We start from the raw sequence: 12,081 nt of genomic DNA, 5'->3' as shown, positions 1-12,081 counted from the left end.
GGCTTTACTTCTCTGCCAGTAGCGTCACTACTCGTCGGACACCCATGAACCGGCGTTGGTAATAGTCGGCGTGGAGATAATCGTAGCGGACGCCCCCGCTCCAGGCCGAATGAATGAACTTGATCCGGTTGCCGACCACTTCAGTAATTAGCCCAACGTGACCAATTCGCGTCCCGCTGGCGCTGTGCCCTTTGAACAGAATCAGATCGCCGGGTTGGGCATCATTTTTATCAACCGCCTGACCAACGTGACCCTGTGCCGCGCTCGAATGGGGCAGCGATATGCCAAACTTACTGAAACAAAATCGGGTGAAGCCAGAACAGTCGAAACCGTGCGTGGTGGTGCCACCAGAACGGTAGCGGATGGCGAGGTGTTTCCGGGCGTAATTAATAACGTTACTTACGAGCGGAATTTTAGCGTAAAAACTTTCTTCATCGGATGTTATGGCGGGTTGAGTGTTTGCTACGGTGGGTACATTCTGAGCTTGAAGGCAGCTAAACGAAACAGCAGCAAATGCTGTCAGGAGCATTTTCTTCGTCATAAAAATGGGTTAAAGGCAGGTTAGGTTCCATAAAAATAGGTGTTCGGGCGTTGGCTGCCAAACAAATGGGGAAATAAATCCACGATCAACTCCGCTGATATCACGTGCCAATCCGGTCAACGTACTGAAAATAAGTCCGGTAAGATAGGGATTGGTACATAATAAAAAGACCGTCACCAATGCCCCTGCGTGTTCAGGTAGGCGATGATGACGGTCGTTAAAGAGACTTCAGCCGACGGCGGATTTAGAACCAGCCAGCTCCCGCAATGCGGAATGGCCAGGGAATTGACGCCAGAATCAACAGCAGGCCAATTCCATAAAAAATGCCGATGAGCCGTTGCTTCGTTACGGCGTCGGTGGCGCGTTTTGACCGGGAGTAGCCGATGGTAACCAGCACAATGGCAATCAGCATCCCGGCGGTGTGCTCGACGGTATAGAACCGGTACAGCTTTTCACTCAGCAAGTTAAGATTCACTTTGGGGCTAATAAAAAACAACACTAAGCCGATGAGTAACTGCGTGTGAACAGCAATCAGGGTAAACAGATACAGTTTACGGTTGCCATCGGTGTAGCCACTACGGCCCTGCCATTTGCCAATAGCTACGACTACAGCAACTACAAGCAGGATAAGAGCAACCCAGCGCAACCCTGAGTGAGCGTGTACTAATCCAGAATACATACGGGAAAACGTTTTTTGCGAACGAGTTGGTTTATTGGGCAAAGAAACAACCAAATGCCCAACTTACACCGCTAATCGGTTGTTTGCCCGGTATGATTCTTTACAACACAACCTACAGCGTTGCGCTTGAAGCCGGACCGAATTGGCTGGATTGGATGAAAACCATTCACCTACCGGCCGTGATGGACACTGGTCTTCTTGTTGGCCACAAAGTATTACGACTCCTGACTGAACTGGATAATGGGGGCGTCACCTACTCGGTACAGCTAAATTTCGGCACAATGGCCGACTATGAAACGTATCAGGCTAAGCACGCCGATGCCATGCAGCGACAAATTCAGCACCGCTTTGGTGGGCAGTATGTTTCGTTCGACACGCTGCTGGAAGAGGTTTAAGGGAATGATGAATGATGAACGATAAATGCGCCCAGAAGGAGCATCATGCATCATTCATCATTCTCTTAGAGACTGTTAGCAAAAACGCGGGGAGCAGGATTAGGTTGGAGGCCATGCCCATCAGCAATGTGATGGAGACTAAAATACCCAGCGCTACGGTGCCCTGAAACGTGGAAGCCGTGAAGATGGCGAAGCCCGCAAACAGGATGATGGCCGTGTAGAACATGCTGATTCCTGTGTAGCGGATGGTTCGGGAGATAGCTTCGTCGACGGTCAGCTTGCCCGAGCGCAGTTCATCGCGGTATTTGGTGATGAAATAAATCGTGCCGTCGGACGAGATACCGAACGCAATGCTGAAAATAAGGATGGTTGACGGTTTGAGATGAATGTCGAACAGCCCCATAATCCCCGCTGTGACAATAAGCGGCACCACGCTCGGCAGAATCGCAATCAGGCTCAGCCGGACGTCGCGCAGGAGAATGACCAGGATAACTGACACCAGCACAATGGCCAGTACTGTGCTCTCCGCTAAGTTTTTCAGCAGATAATCATTGCCTTTCGTGAACACCACACTGTTGCCCGTGATTCTGACGTCGTATTCCTCATCGGGTGCCACGCGTTTGCCGGTGGTGCGGTCAACGTTGAAAATCTCGTCGGCTTTGGGCTGAAGTTCATTCAGAAGCTGGGTCGTGCGCACGGTGCCGACGTCGGGCATTTGAAAGCTGACGCGGGTGTAGCGCCGGGTGCTGTCTAAATACGCCTTAAAGTTGGAGGCTGTGTTGTTGTTCTGACCAGGTTGCTGCTTGGGCAGGTAAGCCGCTAACCGGCTCAGTTCAAGGGCGCCGGGCAGGGCATAATATTTTGAGTCGCCACCGCGGTAGCTCTGGTAGAAAAACTTGACCGCTTCCACCAGCGACAGGGGCCGCGTAAACTCGCCGTATTTGCTGAACTCGCGTTCCAGGAGTCGTATTTTGGTCAGCGTTTGGGGCGTCAGGACCCGGCCGGGGCGCTTCGTATCAATGCTCACCTCAAACGGCATTACCCCCTTAAACCGGCTTTCGATGAATTTGAGATCCGTGTAGATCGGGTCGTTCTTGGGCAGGTCATCGACCACGTAGCCAATGGCGTTGATGCGCAGGGCACCAACAGCGCCCAGTATGGTCACGACAGCAATAAAGGTATAAATGGCGGTTCGGCGGTGACGCACAAGGTCGTCCACCCACCTCAGAAATCCATTTATTTGCCGTCGGTCCAGATGCCCGCGCTGCTTCGGCGAAGGCGTTGGCAAGTAATTAAAGATGATGGGAATCAGCACCAGCGAAACGACGAAGGTGGTCATGATACCGAACGCAGCCACCAAACCGAACTGGAGCAGCAGAGGGCTGGCCGTGAAGTAAAAAACGAAGAAACCGATGCTGGTCGTAACGTTGGCAAAAAATGTCGTCTCGCCCACTTTACTGGTTGCAATGGTCAGCGCATCGGCTTTGGTGCGGCCTGCATTTAGTTCTTCGTGGTAGCGGTTGAGCAGGAAAACGGCGTTTGGTACGCCAATGACAATAATTAGGGGCGGAATCAGGCCGGTGAGCAGCGTAATGTCGTAGCCGAGCAGCACTAAGTAGCCCGTTGCCCAGACGCACCCCACCGCCACCACCGACAGGGCGATCAGCACGACCGTCAGCGACCGGAAGAAGTAGAACAAAATCAGGGCCGTAACCAGAAACGCCAGACCCATGAACAGGCTCATTTCCTGACTGACTTTAGCCGTAAACTCGGTGCGGATGTAGGGCATTCCCGACAGATGCACGGGCAACCGGTGCGCCGTGCCAAACGAATCGGCTACCGCTTCAACGCGCCGGACAATGGCAATCCGGTTCTTTGTGTTAAGTTGCTTTTGATCGAAGGTGACGGCCATCAGGTGCGCCCGGCCACTGCTGTCGCTCACCAATCCCCGGTAAAACGGTAGCCGCGCAATGCGGTCCCGGACACTGTCAACGCCCGCCTGCGTGGTGAGTGGGCGCGGCACCAGCGGCACAATGCGGAAGGTCTGCGCGGTGTCGTCGCGGACGATGTCGTACAGGTTGGCGTTGGCCACCACATCTTTGATCCCGTCGATGCGTTTGATCGTCTGGCTTAGGGCGAACCAGTCCCGGAAGAAACCAAGCCGGTACATACTATCGGACTCGATGCCCAGCACCATCACATTGCCATCCTGCCCAAAATGGGACTTAAAGGCTTCGTACCGCTGGTATTCGGCATCAGTAACGGGCAGGATTTTGGCTAATTCGTAGGAGAGTTTAACCCGACTGGCCTGGTAGCCCATGAAGGCTGTACTGAGCAGCACAACGACCAACAGAACAACTCGATTGGAGAGAATAAACGAAGCAACACGGTTCCAGAACATCGGGCGGCAAGCGCAATATAAAAGCGCAAGTTAGGAGAAAAAGAGAGGGCAAGCAGCATGAAGGGAATTTTGTACGATACGTAGTTTATCAACAGATTGTATTGTTAAAATACTGTTTTATGTAATAAAATTCGTTTTATAGTTAACAATACTCTATTATACTGTCGATTTACATCGTTTTACCAAACAAAACTGCCTTAATTTAGCTTATGGTAGGTAACACCGGTGAGTGAGTAACGGGAGCCAATGGCTCATTGGTGGGGATTGAATAACAGCCCATTGCACTATGAAGACACTAACCACCTCTACCGAATCACTGGAGTATAATGGACCGGACACAGCGCTGTGGACGCACAATCCTAAAAATGTAGCGTTCATTGGCGATTACCTGCCCCGCCAGTGCGGTATTGCCACGTTCACCGGCGATCTCTACAAATCCTATAACTCGTTCATCCCCAAGTCGAATGCGCTGGTTGTCTCCGTCAACGACACGCCGGATGGGTATGATTACCCCACCGAAGTTCGGTACGATTTCTACCAGCACGATCAGGAAGCCTATCGCCGGGCGGCCGAATTTCTGAACTCGAAAGACACCGATGTGGTGTGCCTGCAACACGAATACGGCATTTATGGCGGACCGGCCGGGAGCTACATCCTGACGCTGCTGCGTAATCTGACAATGCCCATCGTTACCACGTTTCACACCATTCTGAAGACGCCGGACGAGAACCAGTTGCTGGTGCTTAAGAGCATCGCCGATCTATCGTCGCGGGTGATTTGCATGTCGGAGAAAGGCCGGGATTTTTTGATTAACGTCTACGAAATTCCCGAAGACAAGATCGACCTGATACCGCACGGTATTCCCGACATGCCCTTTGTAGACCCGCATTTTTACAAAGATAAGTTTGGCATGGAGGGCAAGCAGACGCTATTGACGTTTGGCCTGCTTTCGCCCAACAAAGGCATCGAAAATGTGATCCGTGCCTTGCCGCGCATCGTCGAGCAGTTCCCGAACGTAGTCTACATGGTGCTGGGAGCCACCCACCCGAACCTGTTGAAGAACGAAGGCGAAGTATACCGCGACAGCCTGAAAAAATTAGCCGCCGACTGTGGTGTCCGCGATCACGTGCGGTTCTACAACCAGTTTGTCGAACTGGACGACCTGCTCGAATACCTCGGCTCGGCCGACATTTACGTCACGCCCTACCTCAACCCGGCGCAGATAACGTCCGGTACGCTGTCCTACGCATTCGGCTGCGGCAAAGCGGTGGTATCCACGCCCTACTGGCACGCCGAAGAACTGCTGGCCGACGGGCGGGGTGTACTGGTGCCGTTTAGCAATTCGGAAGCCGTGGCCGACCAGATTATTAACTTACTTGTGGATGAGCCGACGCGCCATGCCATGCGCAAACGGGCCTACTTAGTGGGTCGTGAGATGATTTGGGAGCACGTCATTCAGCAATATGCCGATTCGTTTGCTCAGGCGCGACAGGAGCGGATGAGCACCATCAATAGCCATTCGCCCTACGCCATGGGTGGGCACGGCAGTGCGACATTTAAGCTCCCCACCCTCCGGCTCGATCACCTGTTTCGCCTAACCGACTCGACGGGTATTGTGCAGCACGCCCGGCACCACCTGCCGTTTTATGAGGAAGGCTACTGCGCCGACGACAACGCCCGCGCCCTGATTCTGGCCCTGATGCTTCAGGAAACGGGGCTGGGCGACCGAAAGCTGGCGCAGGCTGCCGACAATTACTGTGCGTTCATTAATCACGCCTATACCGAAGAGCACCGGCGTTTTCGCAATTTCATGAGCTATGACCGGCGCTGGCTCGAAGAGTTCGGCTCCGACGACAGCACCGGCCGAACAATCTGGGCACTGGGCACCTGCATTGGCCGCGCTGCCGACCGCAATACGGTGACCTGGGCCATGAGCCTGCTCGAAAAAGTGCTGCCCAGCGTGGTACACATGGCGTCGCCCCGGTCGTGGGCGTTTGCGTTGCTGGGTATCTACGAATACCAGAAAAAGTTTAACGACGACCGGCTGGCCAAAACCATTCAGCGGCAGTTGCTCGACAAACTCATGTTCCGTTACTCCGAGACGGCTACCGAAGATTGGCCCTGGTTTGAGGATACACTCTCCTACGACAACGCCGTAATGGCTCACGTACTGATCCGGTCGGGCGATGAGCGCTTAGTGCAGATTAGCCTGACATCGCTGCGGTGGTTGGTTAAATTGCAAACGGCTGAGCGCGGTCATTTTCAACCTATTGGCTCTAACGGGTTTTACCCCAGAGGGAAGGCACGCGCCTATTTCGATCAGCAGCCGCTGGAAGCACAGAGTACGATTTCGGCCTGTTTAGCCGCTTTGGCCGTAACGGGCGATGCGGAATGGCACCGCATTGCGATTCGTGTTTTCAAATGGTTCACTGGCCTGAACGACCTCGGCCTGCCGCTCTACGACCAGCAAACGGGCGGTTGCCGCGACGGACTACACATTGACCGCGTCAACAAAAATCAGGGTGCCGAATCAACCCTGTCCTACCTGCTGGCATTAGCCGAACTGTATAACACGCAGAAACAACGCACCGAAACGAAAGCGGTGAACGTAACACTTACGTCACTGGCGGAAGGGTAGGAAATAAGTAGTAAGTGTGTAAGTGGCAAGTGAGTAAGTGGCTGGCGCGAGACCTATTTGCGCCAGCCACTTACTCACTTGCCACTTACACACTTACTACTTACCCCATTTTTATCTTGCTTTCGGCGTTTGGTTCGTTCTATTTTGTGTTATTAAAAAACGCCGTAATTAGATCCAATGAGTATAAGAGCTACCCGGACCGGTATTGTTCTCCGGCCCGACCCTACCCGCGTGCTATTCCGTCCGTTTGAATTCGGCAGCACAACCCGCACCCTGAAGATTATTGCCCGCGTTGGTTCGATGTCCGACGACGAAGCTGACCAAAAACTCAATGAAGTGATTCGCGAGTTTGGCGGTCGTCACCACAAACTCGAACGGTTTCTCCTACAGCGGTTTGAGCAGATTAAAACCCATTTACTGACCGACGAGCCGCTGACGGTGGAGCGCAAACTGCTGTTGGGGGCGTATTTTACGATGGAATATTCGCTCGAATCGGCCGCGCTGTTCAACCCGTCGATGATCTGGCACCCCGATCAAACCAACGTGCCGCCGGGGTTTAAACGATTCATTCTGAGTTTGCGGGCAACGGGGGAGGGACACGTTTCGTCCATCTCGTTTCGGATGGGCTACATTGACGAAGAAGGCAAAATTGTACTTCGCAAGCCCTCGCGCTACGTTACCGCGCCCGACATTGTTCAGAATCACCGGTTTAGCCGGGCGCAGTTTCAGCGCAAACTGTACGAACTGCGGTTGGAAAACAGCATTCAGGAGAAAATGATGGCGGGTTTGGACGAGGAGTTTAGCCTGACCGAACTCGAAGCGCAGATTAAGCGCGTTTCGGCTCAGTATCGCTACAACGCTGAGTACGAAACCATTGCCAGTGGCCTGTTGGCGTTAGCCAAATCGAACTACGAAATCAATTTCGACGACGACCAGAGTTTAGACGAACGGTGCATTTTCCCGACCTCGCCGAACGAAACGAATGGCATCGAAGACGCCCGGTTTGTGCGTTTTACCGACGACGATGGCGAGGTAACGTATTATGCCACGTACACGGCCTACAACGGTAAAGTAACGTTTCCGCAACTGCTCGAAACCAGGGATTTCACCCATTTCAGTGTCAGTACGCTCAACGGGGCCGAGGTATCCAATAAGGGTATGGCGATGTTCCCGCGCAAGATCAACGGGAAATACGCCATGATTTCGCGGCAGGACGGCGAAAACATCTACCTGATGTACTCCGATGATCTGTATTTCTGGCAGACCAAGGAGCTGATCTTGAAACCAACCTACCACTGGGAATACGTTCAATTAGGTAACTGTGGGTCGCCCATCGAAACGGAAGCGGGCTGGTTAGTGCTCAGCCACGGCGTTGGGCCGATGCGGAAGTATGCAATTGGCGCGTTTCTGCTCGATTTAAACGACCCCAGCAAAGTCATTGGTCGCACAAAGGAGCCAATTCTCAGCCCCGAAGAAAATGAACGCGAGGGCTACGTACCAAACGTTGTGTATAGTTGTGGCGGTTTGGTGAGCGGCCATGAACTCATTATACCTTACGCCATGGCTGATTATGCCAGCAGTTTCGCGACGGTGAATGTGGATGAACTGCTGGCCGAACTGACGGGGAAGCAGGAGACAGCGGACTTGGTGGCACAGTGACGAAAATAGTTTGGTATAACAAAAAACGCGGTCCATTAACGGGCCGCGTTTTTTGTTATACCAAACTATGAGTAGAAATCCGTAATGCAGATGTATGAAAAGTTGAGTAATTAAATAACGACTACTCAAACTATTGCAGTGAATACTTAAGTAAATATAACTAATCTAATAAGTGATGTCATAAGAGATAGCGTTCATGTCTTAGTCAAAAATACGGTTTAGGCAGAGATAGTAGTAAGCGGAGCGGGAAACAAAATGTTGGTCATGGGAAACTACTCAATCACACAAATACAAGCAATAAAGCTGATTTTCAGCGTGATACAAACCAAGAAGATAGAATAGTTTGTTCTTTTCTACATTATCTACTGATAATTCTGTGGAACAGATAGACTACAAAATTTTGCGATATAGAAATTTTTGCACAATTTTGATATTAGTTTTATTTCTTAATCTAACATTTATCAACGCAAACTCATTTATGAAAAAACTTTTAATGGTGCAGTTTCTACTGCTCCTATTCAGTATTCCGGTGCTGGCTCAGGATGTGGCCATCACGGGTAAGGTTGCGTCGGCAGAAGACGGGTCGGCCCTCCCCGGCGTCAACATCGCAGTGAAAGGTACATCGCGCGGCACCAGTACAAATGCAGAAGGCACGTACCAACTTAACGCTCCAGCGGGTTCGACGCTGGTCTTCAGTTTCATCGGCTTCACTACGCAGGAAGTAGCCGCTGGTAACCGGACAACGGTTGATGTGCGGCTGGTAACGGACGCGGCTCAGTTGCAGGAAGTTGTCGTGACCGCACTGGGCATCAAACGGGATGCTAAATCGGTTTCGTTTGCCACGCAGCAAATCAACCAGGAGCAGCTACAGGTAGTTCGGCAACCCGACGCCGGTAATGCGCTGGCTGGTAAAATAGCGGGTCTGCAGGTGCTTAGCCAGGCCGGTTCCAAATTGGGTTCCGGGGCGGTGGTTCGTATTCGGGGGGCAGCTTCGTTGGTCGACAAGAATCCGTTGTACGTTGTGGATGGAACACCCATGACGGGCGATGCGGATACACCACCTTCGCTGGACATCAATCCCGACGATATCGAAAACATTTCGGTGCTGAAAGGACCCAACGCAACGGCTCTTTACGGGCAGCGCGGGGATGCGGGGGTAATTGTGATTACGACCAAAAAAGGATTGAACCGCAAAGGCATTGGCGTGGACATCAACAGCACCACAACCTTCGATCAGGTAAACGTTATTCCAAAGTATCAGAACGAGTATGGCGGAGGAGGTTCGGCGGAGTTTCGCACGTTTACGTGGGCGGCTGGCAATCCGGTCGAATGGCAAGCCCTCAACGGGAAGCGATACCACGATTATTCGGACGACGCGTCATGGGGACCGCGTATGGACGGGGGCGAATACATTCCCTGGTACGCCTGGTATCCGGGCAACCCCTACTCGTTCCAGACGGCCCCTTACACGGCTCAGCCCGACAACGTTCGCAATTTCTACAACACCGGCCGGACCCTCAACAATGGCGTCAGTCTGCGGGCGGGTGGTACGGGGTATAACATGCGGCTGTCATTTAACAACCTCGATCAAACGGGCGTACTGCCCAACACCTCACTCAAGCGGAACTACATCACGGCGGCTACGACCTTCGACCTGGGGAAGAACCTGACGGCCGGTCTGAACCTGAACTACACAACCGAGCGCTTGGGCGGTGAGTTTGACGATGCTTACTCGAACCTGTCGGGATCGGGGTCGTTCAACCAGTGGTTCCACCGCGACCTGGACATGAGCAAGCTGCGTGAACTGCGGGGCTTCAAAACGCCCACGGGCGCCTTTGCCAGTTGGAATCACAACAACCCCACGGCCACAACCAACTTTAATACGCTCAACTTCAACCGGGGTAATTACTGGTATAACTGGTACTCGTATTTGGATAACATTGATTTCCAAAACAACCGCGACCGGATTTTTGGGGACGTGAACTTAGCGTATAAGTTCAACGACCACTTCCGGGTGCAGGGCTGGCTGCGCCGGAATCAGCGCAACACCAACTACGAGAACAAAACGCCGAACGTGCTGGAAATTAGTGCCGCGCAAACCGGGTTGAAAGCCGAGTATGAGACGGGCCAAATTACGGACCGGGAGGACAACTACGAGTTTCTGGCGTCTTACGACGATGCGTTTGGCGACGACTTCACGCTGAGTGCCAACGTGGGCGGCAATATCCGCGATAACCGGTATACCAGCGTTATTTTGGCTACAACAGGCGGCCTGTTCGTACCGGATCTCTACACGATTGGTAACTCAATTGGAACGGCCAGTCAGACCAATAACCGCTACACTAAAACGGTACGCAGTATCTACGGGCGGGCTTCGCTGGGCTGGCGCGACCTGGTGTTTTTGGAGGTAACGGGCCGTAACGACTGGAGTTCGGCGCTGCCTGCTGACAATAACTCGTATTTCTACCCGTCGGTGGGGGGCAGCTTTGTGTTTTCCGAACTGACCCGGACTGCCCTGCCCTTTCTGTCGTTTGGTAAGCTGCGCGGAAGTTGGGCGCAGGTGGGATCGGACCTGAGTCCGTATCAGTTAGCCCTTACCTACCAGGTTAATCAGTTCAAATACGGCAATACGAACAGCCTGATTACGACCCCCAACCTGCTGACCAACGCCAACATTATTCCGTCGTTGTCGTCGGCTTTTGAAGCTGGGGTTGACCTGCGCTTCCTGCGGAACCGGGCCGGTCTGGCGTTTACATACTACCGCGAGAACAAGATCAACGAAATTCTGAACGTGGACGTAACAACGGTCAGTGGCTTTCAGCAGCAGGTTATTAACGCGGGCCGGATTGAGCGTAACGGCATCGAGATTCAGTTGGACGGTAAGCCCATTGTCGGCAAAGACTTCAACTGGGACGTGACGCTGAACTTTGCCCGTAACAATTCGCGGATCATTAGTTTAGCACCGGGCGTTAACTCGATTCAGGCTACGTCGTCGACGCCCTTTGGCGCTATCAATCAGTCGTACTCGACCAATGACCAGTTCGGCTATTCGTACGTTATTCACTCGACTGGTGTGGATAATGGCGGTAACAACCGCTGGGGTCAACTCCGGGGAAATGGCATCGTATATAACAACGGTCAGCCGGTGTTGAATGACGATGGTACGTACCAGTTTGCGCCAAACCAGTATTTCGGCTCCGTACTACCTGATTTCACCGGTGGTTTCGTAAACACACTGCGGTACAAGAACTTCGCGCTGGGCCTGAGCCTCGATTTTCAGAAAGGCGGTAAGTACTTCTCGCTGTCCAACTTCTGGGGTACCTACTCGGGTCTGTACGCTGAAACGGCTGCCATTAATGAGAATGGCAAAAACGTCCGCGACGACGTAGCCGACGGGGGTGGTGTTCGGGTGCGGGGCGTCAGCGAAGCTGGCGAAGCGGTGGATACTTACGTCCCTGCTTACGACTACTACCACCAGTTTGGCAACAACAGCATTATCGACAACTCGGTGTTCAGTGCTTCGTACGTAAAATTGCGCGAGGTGAGCCTTGGCTACACCCTACCGCTCAAGCCGAACAAGTACATTCAGGGGGTTAATGTAAGCGTTGTGGCCCGGAATCCGTGGTTGATCTACGCAGCCAATCCAAACATCGACCCCTCAGAACTGGCCGACCGCTTCGGCGAAAATGGTCAGCAGCCGGGCACCCGTTCGCTGGGTTTCAACGTCCGTTTAAGTTTCTAACATAAACCTGTCAGCGTAACCTGATT

General features: G+C 52.8%; 7 protein-coding genes. 4 read left to right on the top strand and 3 right to left on the bottom strand.

The features are described from left to right. Positions 1 to 4: 4 nt before the first annotated feature. Together ACYVHB_RS14800 and ACYVHB_RS14795 are read right to left on the bottom strand one after the other, a co-directional pair. The gene (locus ACYVHB_RS14800; protein WP_461052531.1) at positions 5 to 541 is read right to left on the bottom strand and encodes a C40 family peptidase; all 537 of its coding nucleotides are present in this window, start codon (positions 539 to 541) and stop codon (positions 5 to 7) included. A gap of 244 nt (positions 542 to 785) precedes the next feature. Continuing rightward, positions 786 to 1,220, bottom strand: coding sequence for a cytochrome B (locus ACYVHB_RS14795; RefSeq protein WP_461052530.1), 435 nt, complete (start codon positions 1,218 to 1,220; stop codon positions 786 to 788). Positions 1,221 to 1,312: 92 nt separating this feature from the next. Between ACYVHB_RS14795 and ACYVHB_RS14790 the strand changes: the two genes are divergently transcribed. Further along, positions 1,313 to 1,615 (top strand): DUF4286 family protein, encoded by a 303-nt coding sequence (locus tag ACYVHB_RS14790; protein ID WP_461052529.1) that lies wholly within the window; start codon positions 1,313 to 1,315, stop codon positions 1,613 to 1,615. A gap of 43 nt (positions 1,616 to 1,658) precedes the next feature. Here ACYVHB_RS14790 and ACYVHB_RS14785 read toward each other — a convergent pair whose 3' ends face one another. Then, positions 1,659 to 4,016, bottom strand: a complete 2,358-nt coding sequence (locus ACYVHB_RS14785) for an efflux RND transporter permease subunit (protein WP_461052528.1) — start codon at positions 4,014 to 4,016, stop codon at positions 1,659 to 1,661. 286 nt (positions 4,017 to 4,302) lie between these two features. Here ACYVHB_RS14785 and ACYVHB_RS14780 point away from each other — a divergent pair, with 286 nt between their 5' ends. The 3 genes from ACYVHB_RS14780 (at position 4,303) to ACYVHB_RS14770 (ending at position 12,055) form a co-directional block, all read left to right on the top strand. Then, entirely contained in the window at positions 4,303 to 6,654 is a 2,352-nt protein-coding gene (locus ACYVHB_RS14780; protein ID WP_461052527.1) for a glycosyltransferase family 4 protein, read from the top strand. 177 nt (positions 6,655 to 6,831) lie between these two features. Further along, positions 6,832 to 8,313, top strand: a complete 1,482-nt coding sequence (locus ACYVHB_RS14775) for a glycoside hydrolase family 130 protein (RefSeq protein ID WP_461052526.1) — start codon at positions 6,832 to 6,834, stop codon at positions 8,311 to 8,313. A 478-nt stretch (positions 8,314 to 8,791) separates the two neighbouring features. Beyond that, a complete protein-coding gene (locus tag ACYVHB_RS14770; RefSeq protein WP_461052525.1) occupies positions 8,792 to 12,055 on the top strand; it encodes a SusC/RagA family TonB-linked outer membrane protein in 3,264 nt (1,087 codons plus the stop codon). The last annotated feature ends 26 nt before the right edge of the window (positions 12,056 to 12,081 follow it).

Source organism: Spirosoma arcticum, assembly GCF_054779955.1.
The sequence above is the reverse complement of the archived record's forward strand: the minus strand, read 5'-3'. Positions and strand labels throughout refer to the sequence as shown.

Excerpts from the sequence above, each read along its gene's own strand:
- ACYVHB_RS14800 (WP_461052531.1), bottom strand. The coding sequence starts at position 541 with ATGACGAAGAAAATGCTCCTGACAGCATTTGCTGCTGTTTCGTTTAGC.
- ACYVHB_RS14795 (WP_461052530.1), bottom strand. The coding sequence starts at position 1,220 with ATGTATTCTGGATTAGTACACGCTCACTCAGGGTTGCGCTGGGTTGCT.
- ACYVHB_RS14790 (WP_461052529.1), top strand. The coding sequence starts at position 1,313 with ATGATTCTTTACAACACAACCTACAGCGTTGCGCTTGAAGCCGGACCG.
- ACYVHB_RS14785 (WP_461052528.1), bottom strand. The coding sequence starts at position 4,016 with ATGTTCTGGAACCGTGTTGCTTCGTTTATTCTCTCCAATCGAGTTGTT.
- ACYVHB_RS14780 (WP_461052527.1), top strand. The coding sequence starts at position 4,303 with ATGAAGACACTAACCACCTCTACCGAATCACTGGAGTATAATGGACCG.
- ACYVHB_RS14775 (WP_461052526.1), top strand. The coding sequence starts at position 6,832 with ATGAGTATAAGAGCTACCCGGACCGGTATTGTTCTCCGGCCCGACCCT.
- ACYVHB_RS14770 (WP_461052525.1), top strand. The coding sequence starts at position 8,792 with ATGAAAAAACTTTTAATGGTGCAGTTTCTACTGCTCCTATTCAGTATT.